General features: G+C 41.3%; 27 protein-coding genes and 1 riboswitch. Of the genes, 7 read left to right on the forward strand and 20 right to left on the reverse strand.

The genetic code is table 11. The annotated features are described in order from the left end of the window. Positions 1–115 precede the first annotated feature (115 nt). The 3 genes from NO991_RS17015 to NO991_RS17025 form a co-directional block, all read right to left on the reverse strand. Positions 116–1,345 carry an ammonium transporter gene (locus tag NO991_RS17015; protein ID WP_054554261.1) on the reverse strand — a complete coding sequence of 410 codons (1,230 nt, stop codon included), beginning with the start codon at positions 1,343–1,345 and terminating at the stop codon, positions 116–118. A 9-nt stretch (positions 1,346–1,354) separates the two neighbouring features. Further along, positions 1,355–1,693 carry a P-II family nitrogen regulator gene (locus NO991_RS17020; RefSeq protein ID WP_054554260.1) on the reverse strand — a complete coding sequence of 113 codons (339 nt, stop codon included), beginning with the start codon at positions 1,691–1,693 and terminating at the stop codon, positions 1,355–1,357. A gap of 181 nt (positions 1,694–1,874) precedes the next feature. After that, positions 1,875–3,104: a diguanylate cyclase domain-containing protein gene (locus tag NO991_RS17025; protein ID WP_054554259.1), complete on the reverse strand. Its 1,230-nt coding sequence runs from the start codon at positions 3,102–3,104 to the stop codon at positions 1,875–1,877. Positions 3,105–3,604: 500 nt separating this feature from the next. Here NO991_RS17025 and NO991_RS17030 point away from each other — a divergent pair, with 500 nt between their 5' ends. The 5 genes from NO991_RS17030 to serA all read left to right on the forward strand — a co-directional run bounded on the left by NO991_RS17030 (position 3,605) and on the right by serA (position 8,369). After that, the gene (locus NO991_RS17030; protein ID WP_371352223.1) at positions 3,605–5,122 is read left to right on the forward strand and encodes a S10 family peptidase; all 1,518 of its coding nucleotides are present in this window, start codon (positions 3,605–3,607) and stop codon (positions 5,120–5,122) included. A gap of 118 nt (positions 5,123–5,240) precedes the next feature. Beyond that, entirely contained in the window at positions 5,241–5,807 is a 567-nt protein-coding gene (locus NO991_RS17035) for a hypothetical protein (protein WP_054554257.1), read from the forward strand. A gap of 13 nt (positions 5,808–5,820) precedes the next feature. After that, positions 5,821–6,417 (forward strand): 5-formyltetrahydrofolate cyclo-ligase, encoded by a 597-nt coding sequence (locus NO991_RS17040; RefSeq protein ID WP_209327590.1) that lies wholly within the window; start codon positions 5,821–5,823, stop codon positions 6,415–6,417. Positions 6,418–6,471: 54 nt separating this feature from the next. Continuing rightward, the gene (rpiA, locus tag NO991_RS17045; protein ID WP_054554255.1) at positions 6,472–7,125 is read left to right on the forward strand and encodes a ribose-5-phosphate isomerase RpiA; all 654 of its coding nucleotides are present in this window, start codon (positions 6,472–6,474) and stop codon (positions 7,123–7,125) included. 14 nt (positions 7,126–7,139) lie between these two features. Then, positions 7,140–8,369, forward strand: a complete 1,230-nt coding sequence (gene serA, locus NO991_RS17050; RefSeq protein ID WP_054554254.1) for a phosphoglycerate dehydrogenase — start codon at positions 7,140–7,142, stop codon at positions 8,367–8,369. A 258-nt stretch (positions 8,370–8,627) separates the two neighbouring features. Here serA and NO991_RS17055 read toward each other — a convergent pair whose 3' ends face one another. The 5 genes from NO991_RS17055 to yaaA form a co-directional block, all read right to left on the reverse strand. After that, entirely contained in the window at positions 8,628–9,104 is a 477-nt protein-coding gene (locus tag NO991_RS17055) for a hypothetical protein (RefSeq protein WP_187490953.1), read from the reverse strand. A 152-nt stretch (positions 9,105–9,256) separates the two neighbouring features. Next, on the reverse strand, positions 9,257–9,544 hold the full coding sequence (locus NO991_RS17060) for a type II toxin-antitoxin system RelE/ParE family toxin (RefSeq protein WP_138618089.1): 288 nt from the start codon (positions 9,542–9,544) through the stop codon (positions 9,257–9,259). After that, positions 9,531–9,788 (reverse strand): type II toxin-antitoxin system ParD family antitoxin, encoded by a 258-nt coding sequence (locus NO991_RS17065; protein WP_138601793.1) that lies wholly within the window; start codon positions 9,786–9,788, stop codon positions 9,531–9,533. The genes NO991_RS17060 and NO991_RS17065 overlap by 14 nt, the downstream gene beginning before the upstream one ends. 161 nt (positions 9,789–9,949) lie before the next feature. Then, positions 9,950–10,885, reverse strand: a complete 936-nt coding sequence (locus NO991_RS17070; RefSeq protein ID WP_300361523.1) for a mechanosensitive ion channel family protein — start codon at positions 10,883–10,885, stop codon at positions 9,950–9,952. A gap of 117 nt (positions 10,886–11,002) precedes the next feature. Next, positions 11,003–11,782 carry a peroxide stress protein YaaA gene (yaaA, locus tag NO991_RS17075; RefSeq protein ID WP_300418782.1) on the reverse strand — a complete coding sequence of 260 codons (780 nt, stop codon included), beginning with the start codon at positions 11,780–11,782 and terminating at the stop codon, positions 11,003–11,005. A 222-nt stretch (positions 11,783–12,004) separates the two neighbouring features. Here yaaA and tal point away from each other — a divergent pair, with 222 nt between their 5' ends. Both tal and NO991_RS17085 read left to right on the forward strand, forming a co-directional pair. Further along, positions 12,005–12,955, forward strand: a complete 951-nt coding sequence (gene tal / locus NO991_RS17080; protein ID WP_300361518.1) for a transaldolase — start codon at positions 12,005–12,007, stop codon at positions 12,953–12,955. Between the two features lie 186 nt (positions 12,956–13,141). Further along, on the forward strand, positions 13,142–13,330 hold the full coding sequence (locus tag NO991_RS17085) for a DUF3545 family protein (protein WP_054554247.1): 189 nt from the start codon (positions 13,142–13,144) through the stop codon (positions 13,328–13,330). Here NO991_RS17085 and ung read toward each other — a convergent pair whose 3' ends face one another. The 12 genes from ung to NO991_RS17145 all read right to left on the reverse strand — a co-directional run. After that, entirely contained in the window at positions 13,331–14,023 is a 693-nt protein-coding gene (gene ung / locus NO991_RS17090) for a uracil-DNA glycosylase (protein ID WP_138618093.1), read from the reverse strand. It lies immediately after the preceding gene. After that, positions 14,020–14,877: a cobalamin-binding protein gene (locus tag NO991_RS17095; RefSeq protein ID WP_194442622.1), complete on the reverse strand. Its 858-nt coding sequence runs from the start codon at positions 14,875–14,877 to the stop codon at positions 14,020–14,022. Before NO991_RS17095 ends, ung begins: the two co-directional genes overlap by 4 nt. Before the next feature lies 1 nt (position 14,878). After that, positions 14,879–15,478 carry a cob(I)yrinic acid a,c-diamide adenosyltransferase gene (gene cobO / locus NO991_RS17100; RefSeq protein ID WP_300361513.1) on the reverse strand — a complete coding sequence of 200 codons (600 nt, stop codon included), beginning with the start codon at positions 15,476–15,478 and terminating at the stop codon, positions 14,879–14,881. Between the two features lie 9 nt (positions 15,479–15,487). Continuing rightward, positions 15,488–16,972, reverse strand: coding sequence for a cobyric acid synthase (locus tag NO991_RS17105; protein WP_300545393.1), 1,485 nt, complete (start codon positions 16,970–16,972; stop codon positions 15,488–15,490). Continuing rightward, positions 16,972–17,499, reverse strand: coding sequence for a bifunctional adenosylcobinamide kinase/adenosylcobinamide-phosphate guanylyltransferase (gene cobU, locus NO991_RS17110; protein WP_300545379.1), 528 nt, complete (start codon positions 17,497–17,499; stop codon positions 16,972–16,974). Before cobU ends, NO991_RS17105 begins: the two co-directional genes overlap by 1 nt. Next, positions 17,496–18,350: an adenosylcobinamide-GDP ribazoletransferase gene (locus NO991_RS17115; protein WP_300418786.1), complete on the reverse strand. Its 855-nt coding sequence runs from the start codon at positions 18,348–18,350 to the stop codon at positions 17,496–17,498. Before NO991_RS17115 ends, cobU begins: the two co-directional genes overlap by 4 nt. Continuing rightward, the gene (cobT, locus tag NO991_RS17120; protein WP_371352225.1) at positions 18,304–19,365 is read right to left on the reverse strand and encodes a nicotinate-nucleotide--dimethylbenzimidazole phosphoribosyltransferase; all 1,062 of its coding nucleotides are present in this window, start codon (positions 19,363–19,365) and stop codon (positions 18,304–18,306) included. Before cobT ends, NO991_RS17115 begins: the two co-directional genes overlap by 47 nt. 3 nt (positions 19,366–19,368) lie before the next feature. Further along, positions 19,369–20,358, reverse strand: coding sequence for a FecCD family ABC transporter permease (locus NO991_RS17125; protein WP_371352226.1), 990 nt, complete (start codon positions 20,356–20,358; stop codon positions 19,369–19,371). Next, a complete protein-coding gene (locus tag NO991_RS17130; protein ID WP_235372652.1) occupies positions 20,351–21,181 on the reverse strand; it encodes an ABC transporter ATP-binding protein in 831 nt (276 codons plus the stop codon). Before NO991_RS17130 ends, NO991_RS17125 begins: the two co-directional genes overlap by 8 nt. A gap of 103 nt (positions 21,182–21,284) precedes the next feature. Further along, a riboswitch (cobalamin riboswitch) is annotated at positions 21,285–21,352 on the reverse strand. A 60-nt stretch (positions 21,353–21,412) separates the two neighbouring features. Beyond that, positions 21,413–22,030: a histidine phosphatase family protein gene (locus tag NO991_RS17135; protein WP_054554237.1), complete on the reverse strand. Its 618-nt coding sequence runs from the start codon at positions 22,028–22,030 to the stop codon at positions 21,413–21,415. A gap of 84 nt (positions 22,031–22,114) precedes the next feature. Continuing rightward, positions 22,115–22,543 (reverse strand): FKBP-type peptidyl-prolyl cis-trans isomerase, encoded by a 429-nt coding sequence (locus NO991_RS17140; RefSeq protein WP_062566688.1) that lies wholly within the window; start codon positions 22,541–22,543, stop codon positions 22,115–22,117. A 508-nt stretch (positions 22,544–23,051) separates the two neighbouring features. Beyond that, positions 23,052–23,276, reverse strand: a 225-nt coding sequence (locus NO991_RS17145) for a transposase (RefSeq protein ID WP_200909121.1), incomplete at its 5' end; no start/stop codon positions are given.

Raw genomic sequence — 23,276 nt, forward strand, 5'->3', positions numbered from 1 at the left:
ACTATTTCGCCTATCAGAAAAGACTTATTTAAACGCAAAAAAGCCCTACCTAAGTAGAGCTTCGATTTGAACACACAATGATATTTTTATGTGCGTGCTATTGCACGCACTAAGATTAGTTACTGCGAACTGAAACAAACTCAGGGTAAGCATCAATACCACAGTCATGTTGATCCATACCGTTTAGTTCTTCTTCTTCGGTAACACGGATACCCATGGTATTTTTCAGGATTGCCCATACGATTGATGACGCGATGAATACAAATCCTAAGATACATACTAAGCCAATTAATTGGTTAACAAAGGTTGCATCAGAGTTTGAAAGTGGCACTAGCATAATACCTAATGCACCACACACACCGTGTACAGAGATAGCACCTACAGGGTCATCGATTTTCGCTTTATCAAGTGCAACGATGCTAAATACAACCAGTGAGCCACCTAATAGACCAAGTAAACAAGCAAGTAATGGTGTTGGTGATGCTGGCTCAGCAGTAATCGTTACCAGACCTGCTAATGCACCATTTAGAACCATTGTTAAGTCAGCTTTACCCCATAACACTTTACATACAAATAGTGCTGCGATTGCGCCACACGCTGCTGCTGCGTTAGTGTTTAAAAAGATTTTGCCAACTGCTGTTGCGTTTTCAGCATCAGAAACAAGTAGTTGCGAACCACCGTTGAAGCCGAACCAACCCATCCAAAGAATTAATGTACCCAATGTTGCTAACGGTAAGTTAGAACCAGGAATTGGGTAGATTTCACCATTTTTACCGTATTTACCTTTACGAGCACCTAAGAAAAGCACACCTGCTAGCGCTGCCGCAGCACCTGCACCGTGAACGATTGCAGAACCAGCGAAGTCAACAAAGCCCATTTCTGATAAAAAGCCCGCGCCCCAAGTCCAGTAACCTTCGATTGGGTAGATGAAACCGGTTAAAATAACAGTAAAAATTAAGAATGCCCATAACTTCATACGCTCAGCAACCGCACCAGATACGATTGACATAGCTGTTGCTACAAACACAACTTGGAAGAAGAAATCAGACTCTAAAGAGTGATCAGCATCAGCAGCTTGCGTGCCGATTAATGCGCCAAATGAAGGGATGAAACCACCTTCTGCGTTATCAACATACATGATGTTGTAACCCACTAATAAAAACATAGTGCAAGCAATAGAAAATAGTGCAACGTTTTTAGTTAGAATTTCTGTAGTATTTTTTGCACGAACTAAACCTGCTTCAAGCATAGCGAAACCAGCCGCCATCCACATTACTAAAACACCCGACATCAAAAAGTAAAAAGTGTCGAGTGAGAACTTCAACTCTACGATAGTGTTTTCCATAATTCCCCCTTAAATTGCTTCTTCATCAAGTTCGCCCGTACGGATACGAACGATTTGGTCTAAGTCGTAAACAAAAATTTTGCCGTCACCAATTTTGCCTGTTGAAGCAATTTTTGTGATGGTTTCAACAACGCGTTGACAATTTTCGCTACGAGTTGCAATTTCAAGTTTGATCTTTGGAATAAAATCGACTTGGTATTCAGCTCCACGATATAGCTCAGTATGACCACGTTGACGGCCAAAGCCTTTAACGTCGACAACTGTCATCCCCTCAATGCCTAAATCAGCCAATGCTTCACGCACATCATCAAGTTTGAATGGCTTTATTATTGCACTAATCATTTTCATAGTGGCCCCCTTCGGACGCTTATTGTTATCCTGTTGACTTATACAATCCAACCTTTATGCCACTATTTTTTATCTAACACTTTCAATAAGTTAAAAACAAAACTGCGTTTTTGAACAAAAAAAATGCACCCTAATGGTGCATTTTTTTAACAATTAACCTGCGCTGGTGCAATTAACACAACTATAGTTGAACTAAGCAATTTCGCGATTGCTGCTTGGCTTGATAAAGGGCTTTATCTGCGGTGCGCATTGCAGCTGTGAGGGATACTTTATGGAATTTTGTTATACCAATACTCATCGTTAGTGAGTAAGGTTCACCATTAATTGAAAAGGCGTGCTCAGCTAACTGTTCACGAAACGTATTTAGCTTAGGCTGAGCCTTTTCGAGATCCATATTGTTTAATACTACAGCGAACTCTTCACCACCAATACGAGCAACTGTAAAATCATCAAACTTTCTTTTCAAAAATGAAGCTACTTGCTTTAATGCCTGATCACCCGCCTCGTGACCAAACTGATCATTGATATTCTTAAAAAAGTCGATATCAAGCAGGGCAAGCACGTTATCTTGCTCTACATTTTTTAATACTCTTTCAGCATATTGATAAAAATAACGTCGATTATGCAAACCAGTTAGATGATCGCGGTATGCACTTTCTTTTATATCGGCTATTAATGACAACTGCTCCATAGTTTGCATCACACGGCAATGAAACTCTTCGTTCATAAATGGCTTAGTTAAAAAGTCATTAGCTCCATATTTTATGAACCGCGCAGATAAACCATGCTTACCCGCACCTGATAGGCCAATTATTGCTAGGTCATCGCGGCCACGAAAGTTACGTACCGCTTTAACAAGCTCAAAGCCGTCCATTGTTGGCATCGCATAATCCGTTAGCAATAACTTAATTTCTGGGTCGTCTTTAAGCATTTGTAGTGCTTGCTCACCATCTTGCGCATCACTTACTTTGAAAAGCTGCTTTTCAAGCATTTGCTTCATCAAAGTACGACTTAACACCGAATCATCAGCCACTAACGCTTTACAACCATGATTTCTAAGCAATTGCGCAACAAGTTTAATCGCGTAGTGATATGAATCACGGTTGTCTTTAACTACGTAATCAACCACGCCTAGTTCTAACATTTGCTGACGAATGTATTCATCAATTTTAGATGTTAGCACCACGGTAGGAATATCTTTTGAGAGGGTATATCTGGCCACTTCGCCGTTCATCGCATCAGGTAATGTTAAATCAACCAAAGCTAATGTGTAGTCATGCTTAGCGATATAGTTTACGCCCTCTTTTAAGGACCACGCAAAGTCAACAGCTACATCAAGGTAGTGAGCTGCTAAATGCCGTAACACTTGCTGTACTACTTTACTGTCTTCTACAACTAACACTCTTTGCATTGCAACTTCTCTTTCTTAAGCTCGTGTATATACCCAAACCACCTCAAGGTGCGAGTTTCAGTTGGAATTAAAAGCGATTTAGGCAAGGCATTGATTGCAAGTAATAGTGGTTCTATTGTTAAAATCAATAACGCAGTATAAATCGCTTTTAAACCAACCCGTTGGGCGTTTCACAAGCACTTACTCTCATCGTTGTTACTTTTTAAAAGGGGATGCTATTGTTGCAAAGTAACGCCTTGATATTAAGCACCTGTGAAACGCTGAATTCTGCATCTTGAGGTGGTTTGGGTATACCATTTATAAACTTGCTCAATATACGCCATTTTTTAATCTAGCTAAATATTTAACCAAGCTATCTTTACTAAAAAGTGCACTTTTTTGTAACTCACCCTGCATTTCTTCTTTTATTTAACAGCTAATATTGGTGACTAGTCTCATTAGTTTGTCATCGAGTTGGCTTTACTTTTTAATAGCTGCAATTCGAATAATAAGGAATCAACATGAAACTTGTTAGTTTTATTGGCTTGTCAGTGACAGCATTAACACTGGCCTTCAGTACTCCAAGCTTTGCTGATAATGGACGTCGTATTGACGTTGACAGTAAAGTGGTGACAGAACACAAAGCCCGCATTAATGGTGAGCGCTTTTCATATACCGCAACCACAGGGACACAACCAGTTTGGAATGAGCAAGGCGATGCGGTTGCAACGCTACAATATACTTATTATACCCGCGACAAAGTAGACGATAGAACAAAACGCCCTTTAGTCTTTTCGTTCAATGGTGGCCCAGGTTCTGCGTCAGTATGGATGCACCTTGCCTATACTGGACCGCGTGTATTAAAAATTGATGACGAAGGCTACCCTGTTCAACCTTATGGCGTAAAAGATAATCCTTACTCAATTTTAGACGTGGCTGATATTGTTTATATCAACCCTGTTAACACCGGTTATTCACGTGTTCTTGAAAACGAAAAAGGTGAGCTACCAAGTAAATCAGATCAACAAAAAATGTTCTTTGGTGTTAACGCTGACATCAAATACTTAGCAGAGTGGCTAAATACCTTTGTTTCTCGCAACGAGCGCTGGCGCTCACCTAAATTTTTAATTGGTGAGAGCTATGGTACGACTCGTGTATCTGGCCTTGCGCACGAATTACAAAATCGCCAATGGATGTACATCAACGGTGTTATCTTAGTATCACCAACTGAGATTGGTATTAAGCGCGAAGGTCCTGTAGAAGCTGCTAACCGCCTACCTTACTTTGCTGCAACCTCTTGGTACCACAAAGCACTTAGCGCAGACTTACAAGCAAAAGACTTAGACGAGTTACTCCCTGAAGTTGAACAGTTCACCGTGAATAAGTTCTTACCTGCAATTGCTAAAGGTGGTTTCTTACCTGCTGATGAAAAGCGTGCCATTATCAAGCAAGCGGCAAAATACGCAGGTTTATCTGAAAAGTTTGTTGAGCAAAATAACCTTGATATCCCAAATAACTTCTTCTGGAAAGAGCTATTGCGCGAGCGCGGCCAAACTGTAGGCCGTTTAGATTCTCGCTATTTAGGTATTGATAAACGTGATGCAGGTGAGTCACCTGATTACTGGGCTGAGCTTACTTCATGGTTACACTCATTCACGCCAGCGATTAACTATTACCTACGTGAAGAGCTTAACTACAAAACCGATATCAAATATAACCTATTTGGTAATGTTCATCCTTGGGATCGCTCAGGCAACAACACAGGTGAAAACTTACGTTTAGCAATGGCACAAAACCCATACTTAAACGTGATGATTCAATCTGGCTACTACGACGGTGCAACAAACTACTTTGATGCTAAATACACAATGTGGCAGTTAGATCCTAGTGGCAAAATGAAAGAGCGCTTAAGCTTTAAAGGCTACCGCAGTGGTCACATGATGTATTTACGTCATGCTGATTTAGAGTCATCAAATAACGACTTACGTGATTTCATCCTGAAATCACTACCAGCCGAAGGCAAAGCAGCTAAATACTAAACAGCGTATTTGCAAATCCATAATAGAAAAAGCCCGTTTTATACGGGCTTTTGTTTTTCCACTAATCTTTTTGGGTATATACTCAAGTCATTGATTTAAGGATTTGGATAATCAGCAAATGGCAGAAAAATTTCGCGTAATGTTTGCAGGGCTCGAAGCCGGTGTCGACCAAGCACAAGCAACAGAACAACTCGCTGCAAAACTAAAAACAACAACAGACAAAGTTGCAACCCTGTTTGAGCATAAGCCATTATTTGCACCAAGCGAGCAAGATAAAGCACTAAAACAAGCAAAATTACTCGCAAGTGTTGGCATTAAAGCCAAGCTCCAACCGATAAACCAAGCAGCCACCAGCAACCAATCAAGCAATACAGATGCACAGACCAAAGAGCGTGAAGAACGTATTTTTGATGCCCTCGATTACATCACCAGTAGCCTTATTCGCCTAGAAGAAAAACTTGATGACTTAGAGCAACGTTTACCTGAGCTTGAAAATAACAGCGTTGCTGATAGTGACGATAGCTGGCAAGAAGATGACTTGCTACTTGAAGACGAATTAACAGAGCCCGTTAAAAAACGCTCAAACACCCTACTCTATTCGCTTATTGCCATGGTCATTGTGCTATTGATCATTTTGGGTGTAGTGGAGCTTTTTCCTGAACTTTTCTCCTTTTTAGAAAGTTAACACTAATATTGACATGAGCAACACACGAGCAGAAATCAGACAATCTATTCGAAAAAAGCGCAATTCACTGACTGTTGAACAACAAAAAAATGCAGCAATTGCGCTAAAAGTGAATTTTACTCAACACTTAAAATCGCTAAAAACACCTAAAAATGCCCATATTGGCATTTATTTTAGCAATGATGGCGAATTAGACACCTCATTGTTAATTAAAGAATTATGGAAGAAAGAGCAGCATTTATATCTGCCTATAATCCACCCTTTCAATGGCACTACTTTATACTTTCAGAGGTATGAAGAAAATTCACCCATGACTGCAAACCGCTATGGTATCTTGGAGCCCAAGTTAAATTGCAGTCAAATATGTCCTTTAGATAAGCTTGATATTTTACTTATGCCATTAGTGGCATTTGATGATCAAGGTAACCGTTTAGGAATGGGCGGTGGGTTTTATGACAAAACGTTGGCTCGGTATTACCAAGAAAACTGGCAAAAACCGATTTTGATAGGCCTTGCCCATCAATGTCAGCATGTTTCAGCATTGCCAATTGAATCGTGGGATGTACCGTTAAAACACATTATAACCCCAGAGAAAATCTACCAATGGTAAGCAAACTGTTTGTATACTATAGGCCCTCTCTGACAGCTAACTGAGCACATAATTATGACGCAAGATGAATTAAAAAAAGCCGCTGCCTGGGCAGCCCTAGAGTTTGTAAATGAAAATACCATTGTTGGCGTAGGTACAGGCTCTACAGTGAATCACTTTATTGATGCACTTGATACAGTAAAAGACACCATTACTGGTGCGGTTTCAAGCTCTGAGGCTTCAACTGAAAAGTTAAAAGCACTGGGTATTGAAGTATTCGAACTAAACGATGTATCAAGCCTTGATGTGTATGTTGATGGCGCAGACGAAATCAACCCACACAATGAGATGATCAAAGGCGGTGGTGCAGCCCTGACACGCGAGAAAATCGTTTCAGCGGTAGCAAAACAATTTGTTTGTATTGTTGATGAATCTAAAGAAGTTACAACATTAGGCGCATTTCCACTACCGGTTGAAGTGATCCCAATGGCACGCAGCTATGTAGCGCGTGAACTAGTAAAACTAGGCGGTGACCCTGTTTACCGTGAAGGTGTTGTAACAGATAACGGTAACGTCATTTTAGACGTGCACAATTTAGATATCAGCAACGCCAAAGAATTAGAACTAACAATCAACCAGATTGTTGGTGTAGTAACAAACGGCTTATTTGCCCATCGCGGTGCAGATAAAGTCATTATCGGCACCAAAAACGGGCCGCAAATAAAGTAAATAGGAATGAGGATATGAGTAAGGTATCGTTAGCAAAAGACAAAATTAAAATTCTCTTGCTGGAAGGCGTGCACCAAAGTGCTGTAGAAACGCTTAAGCGTAATGGCTACAGTAATATTGATTACGTAAAAACATCCTTACCTGAAGACGAGCTCATTGAGCGCATTAAAGATGTGCACTTTGTAGGTCTTCGTTCTCGCACTCATATTAATGAAGCGGTATTAGAAGCAGCTGAAAAGCTAGTCGCAATCGGCTGCTTCTGTATCGGTACTAACCAAGTCGACCTGCAAGGTGCTCGTGAACGTGGTATTGCAGTATTTAACGCACCATTTTCAAACACCCGATCTGTTGCAGAATTAGTACTTGGTGAAATCTTATTATTACTTCGTGGTATTCCAGAGCGTAATGCCCTAGCACACCGCGGTGGTTGGTTAAAATCAGCCAACGGTTCATTTGAAGCACGTGGTAAAACGTTAGGTATTATTGGTTACGGCCACATTGGTACACAGCTAGGTATCATGGCTGAAAATATCGGCATGAACGTTGAGTTTTACGATATCGAAGACAAGCTAACACTGGGTAATGCAACGCAAGTTCATAACCTAACTCAGTTACTACAACGTGCTGACGTTATTAGCTTACACGTACCAGAAACACCACAAACGAAGAACCTAATTGGTATGGCAGAGCTTGAAGTAATGAAGCAAGGCGCCATCTTGATCAATGCTTCTCGCGGCACTGTTGTTGATATCGATGCGCTAGCAGAATCACTTCGTGATAAAAAGCTGAGCGGCGCTGCAATCGACGTGTTCCCTGTAGAACCAAAATCAAATGATGAAGAGTTCGTATCACCGCTACGCGAGTTCGATAACGTGATTTTGACTCCGCATATTGGTGGTTCAACACAAGAAGCACAAGAAAATATCGGTATTGAAGTAGCGGGCAAACTTGCTAAGTACTCAGATAATGGTTCAACCATTACGGCGGTTAACTTCCCTGAAGTATCACTGCCTGAACTTGCAAACCGCAGCCGCTTATTACACGTACACCATAACCGCCCAGGTGTTCTAACGCAAATTAACCAAGCGTTTGCACAGCACGGCATTAATATCGCAGCCCAGTACTTACAAACTGATGAATCAATTGGTTACGTAGTAATTGATGTAGATACAGACCAATCAGAAGTCGCTCTTAAAGAGCTAAGTGCTGTTGAAGGGACTATCAGAGCACGTATCCTTCACTAATCATTGGTATACCGAATAAATAAAAAAGCGCAACCAGTTAAACTGCTTGCGCTTTTTTTGTAGGACAAAACTTTAAGGTAGGTTGGTTTGAGCGCAGCGAAACCCAACACTATAGAGAGCTATCAGCCGATTGCGCTCATCTGTTGTTAGGGTGCAATACTTTAATGTAGGCGTAAAATTTATTTCGCGCGAAAAGTTATGTCTAAGAAAGGCCACTACACTTTAACTATATTAAACATGTAACTATTAGTATTTAACTTAGTTTTTACTACTTAGATGCGCAAGAAATTCTTTTAACTTTACAAAACTACCAAGCCCTCGCTCACCGATTTGAACTTCAGGCTCCCAAAAAGCTACAGCGGTATATTGATACAATGAACTTTCCAGCATCCAAGTGTCTCCATCCACACCTCGCGTTTTATCTTTTGGAAACTCCAATGCTTTTTCAAGCATTAATAATAAGCTTGAATACTCACTTTCAGTTAACTCAACACACTTCTCTGACTTAATCCCTTTCCAATTATAGCCACCAGACCCTTCATAAACTTTAGTTAATAGCTGATAAGGTCTTACACTTGTAACCTCATATATTACAGGGTTTGAGAAAGTTGGAACAACTTTCAGTTTTAAAACGGGTTCAAGATAAAACCCAGGGTCAGTATATTCGACAGTGCTTTGTGTGGACTTACAGCCGACAAGCGAAATTAAAATCAAAAAAATTGAAAAATACTTCATATCTCAAAACTACCCCTTCGATCTGGATAGATTTGATAAAGCTATAACAAATAAATTAGCAGTCATAGAAAATCTACACGAGTTACTCAATTAAACAAAAGCCTGTCGATATTTTGTTATGTCTGAAGTTAAAATGATTATACATTGCCAATTCAAAGATTAGCTTGAATGTCTTGCCTACCTAATACTCTCATAATTTCTATATTGCCACCTTGAATGCGATAATAAATGCTATCAACACCACAAACAGCTCGCCGATAACCCTGCCTAATTTCATCGACTGCAGGTGCTAAATAAGGTTGCTTTGCCAATTGCTCAAAACGATCAAAAAACTTATAAAAATAAGCATCAGCCTGATTTTCACCATATTGCTCTAAACCACGAAACCAAATTCGCTTCAAATCAGCTTCGGCTTGAATATTAAGTTTATAACTTCCCATCCTTACTCGCTTCTTCCTTGAAACTAGCTAACATTTGATTTGGTGATTTATCTGAAAGTCCACTTTTCTCTGCTTCAATCAATTTCATACGAATAGCTTCAATTTCAGAAGCTCGCATTTGCTCTTTTCTAATCAAATCTCGAAGTAACTCACTGTCACTCGCATAATTTCCTGAAGCGAGCTGTGCTTGCATCCATTTTTCTTGTTGGGCAGTCACAGTGATACTTTTTTTTACCATCGTCATAATTTACTCATCTTAAACAGATCAAATCCAGATATAATCCTACTTTGTACTACTACAATCAAGCTTAGCTTATTGGTGCTAGTAATCAACTATACCTTTTACTTAATCCCCCACCTCAAACACACTTCCCTGTGTAAATCACGCCGATGAGTCAGTAAATTTTACTCATCAGTCGCTTGTGGTTCCGCGTCTTTTCTCTGTTGCTTTTCGCTTATCATGGCATTTAATTTCTCGCCGCCTTTGATACCAAAATCTAACGTGCGGATTGGGAATGGGATGGTCATATCAGCTTCGCTTAGGGCGTTTCTAACTGCCACAACAGCCTTGTGGCGAACGGTCATAAAATCCGCTTCGCCGGGGTATTTAATCCAAAACCAAACTAGTAAGTTAACGCTGCTATCACCAAAGCTTTCGGCGTAAACTGCAGTTTCTTCTTGTTTGATCACAAAATCAAACTCATTGATTTTTTTAACAATCACCTCAGCAGCTTGCTCGGGGTCATCAGCATACGAAATTCCCACTGGCACTTCGATACGACGCACACCTAAGGTACTGTAGTTACTGAGTATATTTCTAAATAGAATCTTGTTAGGCACTAAGATAAGTTGCCCATAAAAGTTCTCAATGAGGGTGTTTCTAAGGTTAATCGCCCGTACAGTACCAAACACGCTTTCAGTGCGAATTACATCCCCTGTTTTAAATGGTTTGCGAATACCCATAGCAATACCCGCTATAAGGTTCTCTGTCATGTCCTGAAAGGCAAAACCAATTGCAAGGCCTACGATACCCGCACCAGCTAGTAATGAGGTGACCGTGCCTCTGAGGCCCAAGAAGTCAAGGGCTACAAATAAGCCTACGCATAACACGATGACTTTTACTATCGATGACATTAAGTCTGCGATTTGCGAAGACTCTAACGAACGGCGTAATAGCTTTCTAAGCATTGAGCCAACGATACGCGCCAGCAGTGAAAACACGATAGTAATGATTACTGCAACAATAAAGTTAGGGATATGGCTTATGATGATATCAACCCAGCCACCGAGCTTTTCTTCTATAAGTTTTTCGGCTTCACCGACGGTTGGTATTTTTAACATGCGACTACCTGATACATTAAGAAACATAAAAGGTGTTTTGCAAAATAAGCGCCAGTTTCATACAAGCACAAAAAAGCCGTGCTTAGCACGGCTGTTTTAATTCATTTTACTAAAAGTTTAGTTCTGCTCTTCCCGTAAGAAAACAGGCTCTAATTCTTTTGCTGTAGCATCGCTGCTAAAGTAATAACCTGCAACGGTGAAATCTTTTAAATCACTTAATTGGGTGATTTTATTTTCAATGATGTAACGTGCCATCATGCCGCGGGCTTTTTTCGCATAAAAGCTGATCACTTTATATTGGCCGTTTTTACAGTCTTTAAAATGTGGAGTGATGATTTGTGCATTTAATGCTTTTTTATCAACCGCTTTAAAATACTCATTCGAAGCAAGGTTTACCAAGTATTTGCTATCTTGCTCAGCAAGCACTGTATTTAGCTTTTCGGCGATAACACTGCCCCAAAACTCATATAAGTTTTTACCGCGTGGGTTTTCTAACTTAGTACCCATTTCAAGGCGGTAAGCTTGCATTAAATCTAATGGTTTAAGCACACCATAAAGACCAGACAAAATACGTAAGTGCGACTGTGCGTAATCAAGATCAGCACCGCTTAGAGTTTGCGCATCTAAGCCACCGTATACATCACCATTAAAGGCTAGCACGGCTTGTTTTGCATTGTCTTGCGTAAATGGCTGTGACCACTCGGCGAAACGTGCCGCATTCAAACCAGCTAGTTTATCGCTGATTTTCATTAGGCTACCAATTTGCGCTGGTGTTAAATCACGGCAAACTGACATTAACTCTTCGCTGTGCTCGAGTAATTCAGGTTGAGTGAATTTATCGGTCGTGGCTGGTGTTTCGTAATCTAAATTTTTTGCAGGTGAAATAACAGTGATCATACTTAGCTATTGACTTGTAATTTGTTTGATGTCAATTTCAACATTAATTGAATCAAAATGCACGTTTTGTTTCGTCCTGCCTTTATCCGCTGTTCTTTTCATACATAATGTTCTAGTTTTCTGTATTAAGGACATTTGACCTATTAAACACTGTCATAGTGTTGCAGCATAAAGGCCGCTATAATGGATTTTCTTTTAACTTGCTTGGAATGAGGAAAGCAAATGACTTCAGCACTACAAAGGCTTAAACAGCATTCATCTATTGTTGCAGATACAGGTGATATCGAAGCTATCAAAAAGCACCAACCAGAAGATGCAACAACAAACCCATCTCTACTTTTAAAAGCCAGTGAAATTGAAGCGTATAAGCCTTATTTAGATAAAGCGTGGCAATATGCCAAAGAAACCGAGCAAGATGCAGCTAAACAACTTGAGTTAGCATGTGATTACTTTGCTGTATTAATTGGTAAAGAAATTAGCGATATCGTACCTGGTTATATCTCTACAGAAGTAGACGCACGTTTATCATTTGATACCCAAGCGACTATCGACAAAGCACATACGTTACTGAGCCTTTACGAAAAAGAGGGTGTTAGCAAAGATAAAATCCTAATCAAAGTTGCATCAACTTGGGAAGGTATCAAAGCCGCTGAGCAGCTTGAAAAAGAAGGCACTAAGTGTAACTTAACGCTGTTATTCTCTGAAGCACAAGCACGCGCATGTGCCGATGCGAATGTATTTTTAATTTCACCATTCGTTGGCCGTATCTTAGACTGGCACGTTGCTAACGGTATGGAAAAACCAACTGATCCGCTAAACGATCCAGGTGTGCAATCTGTACGTAGCATTTACGAATTCTACAAACGCCACGATTACAAAACGGTTGTTATGGGCGCAAGCTTCCGTAACACAGGCGAGATCATCGCACTGACTGGATGTGATAAGTTAACGATTAGCCCTGCTCTTTTAGAAGAGTTAGGCCAATTAACGGATGCACAAGAGTACCTACTAGAGAGCGACTTTACTGTTGAAGAAAAACCAGCACCACTAACTGAAGGCCAATTCCGCTGGTTACATAACCAAGATGCTATGGCAACAGAAAAACTTGCTGAGGGTATTCGTTCTTTTGCTCAAGCACAGCTTGAATTAGAAGCACGCTTTAAAGCAATGTAATTTAAATTACAGTATTTTTTAAAACGCCACCGCTAGGTGGCGTTTTTGTTTCTAAAAAACCACCTTCTTTGATCTATTCATCTATCAATCACAGTTCTGTAACAGTATTGTCACTTTTTTATTCTATTTTTGAGCAGCCTGTGGTATAGGTATTTCCGAGGTTCAAAAAATCAATAGGAGAAGTTCATGGATAGCCTAGACGATATTTTAGAAATATTAGAAGGTCCTAGTACAACAAAAAAGACCTCTACAAAAAATAAAAAGAGAAAATGGCGCGAAATCGAAGCGTTGAAAGACAAGCATAGACTTCGCAAAGAACTACAGGAGTTAGACTATTTCACAGACAGCGTTGAGCTTGATGAATTAGACTTTTAATTAAAGGCCCGTAAGGGCCTTTTGCATTTGCGGCAACGACCAATTTACTGGTGCTTTATTTTGATCAGTAAGCAGCTGGTTTGTCTTTGAAAAATGCTGACAACCAAAAAAGCCACGATGTGCAGAAAGCGGTGATGGATGCGGGCCTTGGATCACATGATGACGCGAGGTATCAATGTGTTTACCTTTTTTCTGAGCATGTGCGCCCCATAACACAAACACCACACCGTCACAGTGCTGATTGATAAGCGCAATTACTGCATCAGTAAACTTTTCCCAGCCAAGATGCTTATGAGAATGAGCTTGCCCTTGCTCAACCGTTAATACTGTGTTGAGTAAGAACACGCCTTGTTCGGCCCAGCTTTGCAAATAGCCATGATGAGGTATCTCAAAACCTTCTATATCAGTAGCCAACTCTTTGTACATATTTTTCAAAGACGGGGGCAGCTTTTTAACTTCTGGTAATACCGAAAAGCACAAACCATGGGCTTGCCCTTCTCCGTGGTAAGGATCTTGCCCTAAAATAACCACCTTAACTTCATTCAAAGGGGTAGCATCAAAAGCTGAGAATACCTGTTCGTCTTTGGGATAAACGGTAACGCCTGCTGCGCGTCTATCGGCCACATATTGTAAGGTTTCTTGCATGTAGGGCTTAGCAAGCTCAGTATCTAGAAATGTTTGCCAATCGTTCATTTTGAAGCCTGTATTTGCTGACGAGAAACGTCTATTTTACCACACATGTCGGTCAAACCATCAAGCATACGGATTGTAAAACGGTGCAATAAGTCTGCGTTTACACTAATAAACTGGTTATGTTGCACTGCTGGCAATTCAGGCCATTGTCGCCAATCAATTTTAGGCTGAGGCTTTTTCGATTTTTCATCTGGAATAATCACGACCTCTGGATTGGCAACCAATACATTTTCAATACTAATGCGCGGGTAGTCTGTATCACTATTAGCAAACACATTATCCGCATGACAAATAGTTAATAGCTGATTGATCCAAGTATTTCCGCCAACTGTCATCATTGGCTCAGGCCATAATTGATAAAACACCGACACTTTCGGTTTGCCTTCCTGCGCTGTACGAATAGCGTTGAGTTTAGTTTCAAACTGTTTGGCTACTTTATTTGCCTTGGTTTGCAAATGCGTAAGCGTGCCTAGTTTACGTAGTTCATCTGCCACATTATCAACCTGATTTGGATTGCTGTACGCTACCGGAATACCTAACTTTTCAATGTAAGCGAGATCTTCGGCTTTGTTACCCGTTTTCCAAGCCAGAACTAGGTCTGGTTTTAACGACAACAGTTTTTCCATGTTAATCCCGTAATAGCCACCTACCCGTTCGATATCATTCGCTTGCTGAGGAAAGTCTGCATAGTCAACAGTACCCACAATGCGCTCTCCAGCACCAATCGCAAACAGGTTTTCAACGATATGTGGGGCTAAGGCAACAATACGTTGAGGCTCTTTTATTTCATTAGCCTGAGCCAATGTTGGTAAATAAAATAAAACACTTACGAGTGCAAACTTAATGGTTCTCATGTTAATAATCGAACCCTTTTTGTGCTTTTATTCCTGCATCAAAAGCGTGTTTTACGTTTCTGACTTCACTAACTGTATCAGCTAAGTCGGTTAGTTTTCGGTGCGCACCACGACCTGTAATAATCACCGATTGCATAGCAGGGCGAGAGCTAACTGCCTCCAGAACGTCGTCTAAATCAATATAGCCGTAGGTGATCATATAGGTTATTTCATCTAGCATAACGAGGTTAATTGACTCATCCTTCAGCATTCTTTTTGCTTCTTGCCATGTCACTTGCGCAGCAGCTGTATCTGACTCTTTATTTTGTGTTTCCCAAGTAAAACCGGTGTTCATAATAACAAATTCAACCCCTGCTTTTTCGAGTAGGTTACGTTCACCACACTCCCATGTACCTTTAATAAACTGACACACAGCGGCTTTCATTCCATGACCTACCGCACGTGCAACAGTACCAAAACCAGAAGTCGATTTACCCTTACCGTTGCCAGTAATAACCTGAAAAATACCCTGCTCTTTTTGTGCAGCAGCAATCCGTTCGTCGACTTTTTCTTTTACTTTTTGCTGGCGTTGTTGGTGCTTATCTTGATTCTGTTCGCTCATTGTTGTTCCTTATGTCTCTAAATTGAAGTTCTCATAAATATTGATGATTTGTTCAATATCGAGATTCTCTGCTACTACACTAGCTAAACGGCTTAACTGCTGTTCACGGTTTAAGTTAATATCAATTGGCTTAATTTGGCTCTTTGCTGCAAGCCAAGTTATTAGCTCAGATACGCCCTCAGGGGTATCGAACAAGCCATGTAAGTAAGTACCTGCTACTTGGTTATCATCACTAATAAAACCATCTACTTTGAATCCACTTGGGTGATCATTAAAGCTCAAAAATGGCTTTTCAAGTGCCGGCCCTTGGCTGATTCCGGCGTGAATTTCATAACCAGATATTGCTTTATCGCTATTGTTTAAATGAAGAGTACCAGAGACTTGGCTTAGTACTTTTTGTTGCCCTAATTGCGTTTCAAAGTCAGCAAGCCCAAGCCCTTTTGAACTGCCTAAATTAGATTCCACAGCATGTGGATCAGTAAGGTAGTTGCCTAGCATCTGCAGCCCACCACATACTCCCAGCACTTTACCGCCATAGCGTAGATGACGTGTTATTTGTTTATGCCAGCCTTCATTTTTTAAAAACGCTAAATCACCGAGTACATTTTTACTGCCCGGAATAATAATCAGATCAACACTTGGAATAGCCTGGGTATGACGTACATACTGTAAATCAATTTCTGGTTGTAATCGCAGTGCATCGAAGTCTGTGTGATTACTAATATGAGGAAGTAGCAACACGGCTATGCGTAATTGCGGTTTATCTACCTGATTAGTTATAGCAACGGCATCTTCTGCATCGAGTGCTAAGTCATGTAAATAAGGTAACACCCCAAGCACTGGCTTATTGGTGTATTGCTCTAACCAATCAAGGCCTCCTTGCAATAACGCAATATCACCACGAAAACGGTTAATCACAAAGCCTTTAACGCGCGCTTGCTCCGACTCAGACAACAAGGCTAACGTTCCGACTAAATGAGCAAACACGCCGCCTTTATCGATATCGGCAATGATGATCACCGGGCAATCAACCGCCTCAGCGTAACCCATATTAGCAATGTCGTTTTCGCGCAGGTTAATTTCTGCTGGGCTCCCTGCACCTTCAACAACCAGTAATTCAAAACGTTCACTTAAACGCTGCTGCGAAGTAAGAACTGCATCCATCGCCACTTTTTTGTAGTCGTGATAACTGCCCGCTTCCATATTCGAAAGCGCTTTGCCATGGACGATTACCTGCGCTCCGGTATCGCTATTAGGTTTTAATAAGATAGGGTTAAAATCGACTTCTGCGGGGACTTTTGCCGCTACTGCTTGCAAAGCTTGTGCGCGACCTATTTCGCCACCATCTTCGGTTACGGCGCTATTTAACGCCATATTTTGTGGCTTAAAAGGCGCAACCTTAATGCCTCGATTAGCAAAGATCCGGCAAAGTGCTGCTACAAGAGTACTTTTACCTGCATCTGAGGTCGTGCCTTGCACCATTAATGTTTTCATCATTGTTCTCTTTTTAAGGTTTGTGCAAGACCTGCAATCAAAAACTCAACACGTGCAACTTGCTGTGCTAAGGCTTGATGTAACCAACCTGAATGATCAACAAACTGACGGCTTAATTCACCGAGCGGCACAATACCATGACCCACTTCATTGCTGACAAAAATCACCTCACCCGGCAATTGCGATAGCACATCGAGTAAGGCCGCTTTTTGCTCAAGCCAAAATGCTTCACCCTGCTGGCATAAGCAATTACTCAACCATAGGGTTAAACAGTCCACTAAAATACAGTTTTCAGCATGGCTATATTGTTGTAGTGCTTTAGCCAAATACAAAGGCTCTTCGACAAGCTGCCAATGCTTAGCGCGCTCTGCTTGATGCCTATTAATTCGGGCTATCATTTCTTCATCACCCGCATTGGCTGTGGCAATATAGATAAGCGGCTTGTTTGAATCTGTTGCCAGCTGCTCAGCAAAACGGCTTTTACCGCTGCGAGCACCGCCTAAAATTAAAGTATGTTGTTGGCTCATAATAAACTCACCAAGCAAAGGTAAGTAACAAGCTCAGATACTTGCTGGGCTGCCCCTAAGCAATCGCCGGTGTAGCCAGATAACTGTTTTTCAAACCAGCGCTTTAATAGTAAGCGAGTAACACAAAGCACACTGATGAGTATTAATAATTGCCCTAGAGTGAAGCCAAAAAACAACCAGGCAATTGCTAACACCGCACCGCCAGTGGCTAGCAGTATTTGATAACTCTGCGTGCTTAAATGCATCGCAATGGGTTTTACTTTAGATGTGGCGTCCTGACTTACATAGTCCATGTCTGCAATTAAACTTGTTGCTACAACCCGACTTAAGCTTTGCCCTAAAACAAGTGCAATAATCACAGTACTGGTTACTTCACTAAGTGCGACGAGTGTTTGGTACTTAATTAATAAGGCCATCACAAGCGCCGCGGCACCATAGGTACCTAAGCGACTATCTTTCATAATGCTCAGCTTATCTGCGACTTGCCAACCACCACCAAAGCCATCCCAGACATCAGCAAGGCCATCTTCATGAAATGCCCCTGTGATTATCAAGCTAAACGCCATAACTAAGGCAACTGCAATGGCTGCAGGGAATAACCAACTTAGCAGCAAAAAGCTCAGCGCTAAAAGTACACCTAATATCACACCGACCAATGCAAAATAACGGCTGGCCTGATTGAGTGCCTGATCAGACACTGCAAAGTTTAATTTAACGGGTATACGCGTTAAAAAACTAAGCGCCAGTAAAAATAGCTGAAGCTGACTTGGGGTAGAATCAGAAGTGTGTTGTTCTGTGCTCATATCAGACAACTTGCTCAACATTGGCATCGGCAAAACTTGCCATGTCATTATAAAACGCCAAAGATGCTTGCAGTAAAGGTAAAGCAAGCGCAGCCCCGGTGCCCTCTCCTAAACGTAAATCAAGCTGCAATAAAGGTGCTGCATGCAAAGCATTGAGCATTGCTTTGTGCCCTTGCTCATCAGAAGCATGAGCAAATAACATATAATCGCGAGCGTTTGCATTAATGCGAGTTGCAACAAGCGCTGCTGCAGTGCAAATAAAGCCATCCACGATCACCGCCATACCAAGTTCCGCAGCAGCTAAAATAGCACCGGTGATCTGTACAATTTCAAAACCACCTAATGCCGCAAGCGTCATTAATGGGTCGTCAAAATGAGCTTGGTGTAATTGAAGGGCTTGCTCAACAACTTTAATTTTTTTAGCTATAACCTCGTCGCTCACACCTGTGCCTTTACCAACACATTGGCTGGCAGGTAAAGACAAAATGGCAGCCATTAATGCCGCAGCACTTGTGGTATTGCCAATGCCCATCTCACCAAAGGCGATGGTATTGCAGCCTTGCTCATAGAGTGAATGAACTCGGTGCTTGGCTAATGCAAACCCTTTTTCAACCTGATTAAGAGACATAGCCATTTCAGTATTCAGTGGTGCAGTGATGTCACCTAAACGCTGGTTATGCACACTTTTATCGTGTGAAGTATTGAGAGTTCCTGCATCCACAACTTCCAGCTGCCAGCCCAACTGACGACAAAACACGTTGATAGCTGCGCCTCCTGCTGCAAAGTTTGCCATCATTTGTGATGTAACGCTGCTAGGAGCAATCGACACACCTTGGCTTGCCACACCATGATCACCCGCAAATACAACTAGAGAAGGGTTTGAAATAACCGGTTTAAAGGCAACTAGCGCCTGCTCACTATCAAGCTGCTTTGAAAAAATAAGCGTTAATTGTTTGGCACAACTTTCAAGCTGACCTAAAGCGCCTAGCGGCTTTGTTTTAAGGTCTATTTTTTGTTGAATTACAGCTGAAAATTGCTGATCAATAGGCATGATATTAAACATTAGCTACCTGCTCTGTTTACGAAAATAAAGTAAGAATAAAAAGAATACACTACCGATAGCGGCTGTGATCACACCAACAGGTAGTTCTTGGTTATTCAATAGGGTTCGGCATAACACATCGACCCACACCATAAAAATGCCACCGACCAAGGATGTCATAACTAAGTTTTGGCTGCTGCCTTGCGGCGAAAAGTAGCGCACAATATGTGGGATCATTAGGCCGACAAAACCAACGCCCCCACACATTGCAACAAGCACCGCTGTTATTAATGAACTTAGCAGCAGCATCATGATCCGAAAGCGTTGCACATGAATCCCCAAAGTCGCAGCACTTTCATCACCAAGCAGCATTGCATTTAGCTGACGACGAAATGCAACCATCAGTGTCATGCAGGCAATAATAACAGTAAATGGCAGCCAAAGAGTGTCCCACTGGGCACGAGAAAAACTGCCCATCGTCCAAAACAAAATGGCGGTGATGGCTTGTGGATCGCTAAAATAAAGCAGCAGACTAGTCAGAGCACTAAATAAAAAAGATAAAGCAACACCAGCGAGTAACATAGCTTCAACTTGGCCAACATGACGACGCCCTGCTATAGCAATAAGCAACAGCATAGAAAGTAAGCTTCCGGCAAATGCAGCAACTGACATACTAAAGCCAAAACTCACACCGGTTAAGGCTATAAAGCACACCACACCAAATGAAGCCCCAGAAGAAATACCAAACAAGTAAGGGTCAGCAAGCGGGTTTCGGGTTACGGTCTGCAAAATTAATCCTGCCAGAGCAAGCCCTGAGCCTGCTAAAAATGCCAGCATTGTTCTGGGCATACGTAACTGCCAAATAATACGCTGCACAAATTCATCGCTATCTTGGCTAAACAAACCATTAAAAACATCACTCAGTGGCGTATTTGCAGCACCAAAGCTCAATGCTAAAAAACAACTAATAAGCCCTACGACAACACAGATACTTAAACGTATTGCATCAGTCATGTTGATGCTCCTGTGTCTGATAGCCATAAAAATAAGTGATGTGCGGAATAAACTTATCAGTGCTTGATTGAGGGTGAGCAGATACCGCTGCACAGACACCAAATACATCACTCAACAGCTGCTCAGTTAGCACCGCTTTTGGTTGCCCCTGACAAACCAAACGCCCTTCATCAATCACCAATAATTCATCACATAAACTCGCTGCGAGATTTAAATCATGGAAAGAGGCAAGCACTGTCACATCGAGGGACTTTGCTAATTCCATTATTTGAATTTGGTATTTAACATCAAGGTGACTGGTAGGCTCATCCATGATGAGCAACTTAGGTTGTTGTACGATAGAGCGTGCAATAAGCGCTCTTTGCTTTTCGCCACCTGAGAGCGAATCAAATGCTTGTTCACTATGATGAGATAAACCAACCTGCTCTATCGCTTGATATATTCGCTGTTTATCATTGGCAGACGTGGTGCTGAAAAGTCGCTTATGAGGTGTTAAGCCTAAACTCACTACATCGAACAAAGACAAATTAAACTGCGATGGAGACTCTTGTAAAACCACAGCAACCTGCTTTGCAAATTCATCAGCACTGATTTGCCAGATATCTTGACCGCTCAGCAAAACAACCCCTTGCTGAGGTTTCAAGTAACGATAAAGACAACGTAGCAGACTTGATTTACCAGCCCCATTAGGGCCAAGTAGACCGATAAACTGCCCTGCTTTTAACTCAAGGTTAATTGATTCAAGTATGGTTTTATTCGCAGTACCCCAACTTAAATCAGACACTGATATTAATGGTGCAGCGCTATGGCTATTTTGTTGCAAGCTTATTCTCTCTTGACGAGCAATCGCAACGCACAAGAAAGCACTGGTAAGTACCAGAAAATGATGTGAGTTGACCCGCTCGATGATTAGTTGTTAGTGCTAAGTATCTGGCTGACCATTATTTAGATGGATTACAGTTGCGGGAACAGCTGGAGAATTTCACTCCATTCCATAGCATATGAGTATTATGGCGGGCTAAGTAAATAATTCAATGAATATCGCTCTAGATGGCTAAAAAACAATTTTAGGCCAAGCTTCTCCTTGTTCATCTATATATACATCAAGTGTAATAAGCCCTGCATAAGGAAGATGAAAAACATTTAAATGCGTGGCTGATTGTTTTGGCATCTGACAAACAATAGCGAGAATTTGTTTGATCACTCCAGCATGACTAATTACCAATGACTGTTCATGCTTAGATTCACATAGTGATTGTAAAAATGTTTGCCACCATGCCTCTACCCGGGCGTAAAAGTCTGCCATAGATTCACCATTTGGTACTTTTACTTGCCATGGGTGCTGCCAAAAATCACCAATATGAGGCTTACTTGTTTGCTGCCAAAGCTGTTGGTAATCTTGGCCATCCCAATCACCAAAATTAAACTCTTTCAGCGCGTTATAATACTGTACATGCAGTGAGTGCTGATTTGCTAAATAATCAGCGTGGACTGAGCAACGCTTTAGTGGTGAGCTATATATGGCATTTAAATTTATGAGCTCAGCAGAGGCTTGGCGCATTTGCTTATGACCAAGCTCTGATAAATCGACATCGATTTGCCCAGAAAGAATTCCAGGCGTAGCTATTTCGCCATGGCGAAGAAAGTAAACTCGTGAAGTAAATGCGTCCATAATGTTCCTCAGTAAACCATTAGTGAACGTTAACGCGTTTTAAATACTCTGTCGACTTATGCTAAGGCTGTTATGCTCAGAGAGTTAAGCTAAACGCATTAAACGAACATCAAAATGCAGCACTGCATTTGCGCCAATTTTGCCACCGTTACCTTTTTTACCCCAAGCAAGCTCTGGAGGGATCACAAATTCATAACGAGAGCCAATATTCATTAATAGCAAACCTTCTCTTAACCCTTCTATAGCTTCAGATAAAGCGAACACCTCAGGCATACCCGCTTTATAACTGTCGGCAATCACATTGCCATCAGCAAGCATAATACGTTGATTAATAACCACTGTATCAAACTCTGTTACTCGCTCCCCTTCAACTTCATCAATCACTTTATACATTAAGCCCGACGGACATAGATGTGTATCTGGATGCGATGAGAACTTAGCAATAAATGCTTCACTATTTTTACGATTTAAACCTGAAGAACCTTTTGACTTGGTCGTTTTCTTACGAGACACAGCAAACCTTAATTGTATTACAAATATAAAACACTTTATCGCATAACAAGGTAGGGGAAGCAAGTTTGCGAGAGTAAAGTTGCAAGTTAGAAAGGGAAAAGTTTGAGGATCTGGCGTAGGTTGGGTAGAGCACAGCGAAACCCAACACAGAGCTATCAGCTTTCAGCCGTCAGCGATCAGCCGCGCGGTGTGGGTATTTGGGGCAGAGTCTCTTTAAGTAATAAAATCTTGTAGGAGGCACTTCAGTGCCGAAATAATAAAACAAAAATATTCATTGCTGAAGCCATTCTTACGCCAGACTTGACCTTGAAATTTAAACTTTATCCTTGCTAACTAGCAACTCGCTAACTCGTGTTGGGTTTCGCTACGCTCTACCCAACCTACCTGGAGAATGAACAGAGTGAATGCTGAGGGAGTCTCGGTACTAAACAACCACACAGTTCAACTGACATCTAACCTCTGATATCTCTGTATTTCAGCTGACGTCTAATACCATTCCGCATAAAGATTAAATCAATTTAATCCATTCCCGATTGCACATTTTCTTCACTCGATCCGGGATTGAAATAAAGTGATTCCATGCCTTTGAAACTTCATCGACAATTTCGTCATAGCCCGAAAACACTCTATTGGATAAACAATGCTGTCGTATCCAGCTCCATACTTGCTCTATTGGATTTAGCTCTGGTGAATAAGGTGGGAGCTTTATCAGGGTTAGGTTTTTAAATTCTGC

Origin of the sequence: Pseudoalteromonas sp. DY56-GL22 (assembly GCF_041414715.1) — a bacterium.
In the GTDB taxonomy this organism is placed as follows: Bacteria; Pseudomonadota; Gammaproteobacteria; order Enterobacterales; family Alteromonadaceae; genus Pseudoalteromonas; species Pseudoalteromonas simplex.

Bases quoted from the DNA above. Each gene is read 5' to 3' on its own strand.
- NO991_RS17015 (WP_054554261.1), bottom strand. From the start codon at position 1,345: ATGGAAAACACTATCGTAGAGTTGAAGTTCTCACTCGACACTTTTTAC.
- NO991_RS17020 (WP_054554260.1), bottom strand. From the start codon at position 1,693: ATGAAAATGATTAGTGCAATAATAAAGCCATTCAAACTTGATGATGTG.
- NO991_RS17025 (WP_054554259.1), bottom strand. From the start codon at position 3,104: ATGCAAAGAGTGTTAGTTGTAGAAGACAGTAAAGTAGTACAGCAAGTG.
- NO991_RS17030 (WP_371352223.1), top strand. From the start codon at position 3,605: ATGAAACTTGTTAGTTTTATTGGCTTGTCAGTGACAGCATTAACACTG.
- NO991_RS17035 (WP_054554257.1), top strand. From the start codon at position 5,241: ATGGCAGAAAAATTTCGCGTAATGTTTGCAGGGCTCGAAGCCGGTGTC.
- NO991_RS17040 (WP_209327590.1), top strand. From the start codon at position 5,821: ATGAGCAACACACGAGCAGAAATCAGACAATCTATTCGAAAAAAGCGC.
- rpiA (WP_054554255.1), top strand. From the start codon at position 6,472: ATGACGCAAGATGAATTAAAAAAAGCCGCTGCCTGGGCAGCCCTAGAG.
- serA (WP_054554254.1), top strand. From the start codon at position 7,140: ATGAGTAAGGTATCGTTAGCAAAAGACAAAATTAAAATTCTCTTGCTG.
- NO991_RS17055 (WP_187490953.1), bottom strand. From the start codon at position 9,104: ATGAAGTATTTTTCAATTTTTTTGATTTTAATTTCGCTTGTCGGCTGT.
- NO991_RS17060 (WP_138618089.1), bottom strand. From the start codon at position 9,544: ATGGGAAGTTATAAACTTAATATTCAAGCCGAAGCTGATTTGAAGCGA.
- NO991_RS17065 (WP_138601793.1), bottom strand. From the start codon at position 9,788: ATGACGATGGTAAAAAAAAGTATCACTGTGACTGCCCAACAAGAAAAA.
- NO991_RS17070 (WP_300361523.1), bottom strand. From the start codon at position 10,885: ATGTTAAAAATACCAACCGTCGGTGAAGCCGAAAAACTTATAGAAGAA.
- yaaA (WP_300418782.1), bottom strand. From the start codon at position 11,782: ATGATCACTGTTATTTCACCTGCAAAAAATTTAGATTACGAAACACCA.
- tal (WP_300361518.1), top strand. From the start codon at position 12,005: ATGACTTCAGCACTACAAAGGCTTAAACAGCATTCATCTATTGTTGCA.
- NO991_RS17085 (WP_054554247.1), top strand. From the start codon at position 13,142: ATGGATAGCCTAGACGATATTTTAGAAATATTAGAAGGTCCTAGTACA.
- ung (WP_138618093.1), bottom strand. From the start codon at position 14,023: ATGAACGATTGGCAAACATTTCTAGATACTGAGCTTGCTAAGCCCTAC.
- NO991_RS17095 (WP_194442622.1), bottom strand. From the start codon at position 14,877: ATGAGAACCATTAAGTTTGCACTCGTAAGTGTTTTATTTTATTTACCA.
- cobO (WP_300361513.1), bottom strand. From the start codon at position 15,478: ATGAGCGAACAGAATCAAGATAAGCACCAACAACGCCAGCAAAAAGTA.
- NO991_RS17105 (WP_300545393.1), bottom strand. From the start codon at position 16,972: ATGAAAACATTAATGGTGCAAGGCACGACCTCAGATGCAGGTAAAAGT.
- cobU (WP_300545379.1), bottom strand. From the start codon at position 17,499: ATGAGCCAACAACATACTTTAATTTTAGGCGGTGCTCGCAGCGGTAAA.
- NO991_RS17115 (WP_300418786.1), bottom strand. From the start codon at position 18,350: ATGACATGGCAAGTTTTGCCGATGCCAATGTTGAGCAAGTTGTCTGAT.
- cobT (WP_371352225.1), bottom strand. From the start codon at position 19,365: ATGTTTAATATCATGCCTATTGATCAGCAATTTTCAGCTGTAATTCAA.
- NO991_RS17125 (WP_371352226.1), bottom strand. From the start codon at position 20,358: ATGACTGATGCAATACGTTTAAGTATCTGTGTTGTCGTAGGGCTTATT.
- NO991_RS17135 (WP_054554237.1), bottom strand. From the start codon at position 22,030: ATGGACGCATTTACTTCACGAGTTTACTTTCTTCGCCATGGCGAAATA.